Origin of the sequence: Bacillus sp. K2I17 (assembly GCF_002209985.1) — a bacterium.
GTDB lineage: Bacteria > Bacillota > Bacilli > Bacillales > Bacillaceae_G > Bacillus_A > Bacillus_A wiedmannii.
Genome location: NZ_NJGF01000130.1, coordinates 1 through 1,385 on the forward strand (window position 1 = coordinate 1; position 1,385 = coordinate 1,385).

The 1,385-nt window shown below is 33.1% G+C and carries 2 pseudogenes; both read left to right on the forward strand.

Annotated elements, in window-relative coordinates:
• Positions 1-63: 63 nt before the first annotated feature.
• Positions 64-633, forward strand: a pseudogene (locus CER22_RS31065) (DUF3854 domain-containing protein); the annotation flags it as partial.
• A gap of 288 nt (positions 634-921) precedes the next feature.
• Positions 922-1,047, forward strand: a pseudogene (locus CER22_RS33995) (recombinase family protein); the annotation flags it as partial.
• Positions 1,048-1,385 lie beyond the last annotated feature (338 nt).

The window sequence follows — 1,385 nt, forward strand, 5'->3', positions numbered from 1 at the left end:
TACAATACAGAGTTCAATCCTTATTAGCTGCTTAAATATGTGTCCAACTTTTTGGGTCCCGTTCAACTAGAAGTGAGCAAAAAGGTAGAGATTCCATTTCAAGAGGGACAAATTGTTGTAAAGATTCATAAAGGACAAAAGTATCTGTGGCTCTCATCAGCAAACAAAAATCAAGGGACTGGGGCAGGCGGTAGTGAAAATCCACTTCCTGTGCATGTGGCGGTACCAAGTTCTCATTTGAAATATTGGAATTCTGGTACACTCCATCAAACTAAATCAGTAATGATCACAGAAGGACCTATGAAAGCCGATTTGATTGCTGATTTGCTTCCAGAGAGATTTAATAAAGAGGAGATTTCTGAAATAGGAACAACGGTTCTTGCGATTCCTGGTGTAAATGCTTGGCGAATTGCTATGCCTGTATTAAAGGATATGGGTGTAGAAAATGTCTATTTAGCGTTTGATGCCGATTTAGTAGAGAATCAAAAAGTAAGAAAAGCTCTTATAGACTTTGCGACAGAGTTAAAGCGAGTGGGCTATAACGTAATCATAGCTGCATGGAACCCAACGCAAGGTAAGGGGCTGGATGATACAATGCAAGCGGGATTTAAACCTGTATTTCAGAGATTGTGAAAGTTATAAATGTATAATTACAACAAAGTCGTGGATTATACAAGAAGGTTGTAGAATATACAACATAGTTATGGATTTTACAATAAAGTTGTAGACTAATGCGTAATTAAAGTAATGACGTGTAACTACAAATGAGTTGTAACTTTACAAAGTGTGAATTCAAAATAAAGTTATACATTTTAAAACAAAGTGGTACATTGAAGAATACAATTGTTTTGTAGTTAAAAGAAGGTTGTAGAATTTATAACAAAGTTATAGACTCATTGTGAAGTTAAGAGAAAGTAGTAAATAATAGAAGAAACTTATTCTAAATAGAAAAGTGGAGAAATAACAGCTACTATGTTTATACAAATGTTAGAACTAAAGAAAAACACGTTTTATAAAATAATGAAGGAATATGAGGAAATAAAGTAGCATCTCTCCTATGAGAAATCCTACTTTTTCTCTGTTTGTAAGAATCTTGAAGTTTTTGTATCAGAATAGTATTGTGTATATCGAAAAAAATAAAAGACAACTCCAATTAAGAGTTGTCTTTTTGTGTAATAAAATCCCCAAGATATGAAGATATACAAACGAATATAATACGTTATGGTTGATATTATAACAAAACCGCAGAGTATTGAGAATAAAAAGAATGTTTTAATGATTTTTTGAGGTTTTAGTTAAAAAAGCCTCGAAAATAAACCTTTTATCATTTTAGCCAAGAAGACTCCTTCCTCAAGGAACGCGAAGTGAGTAGGTGGGAGATGAAT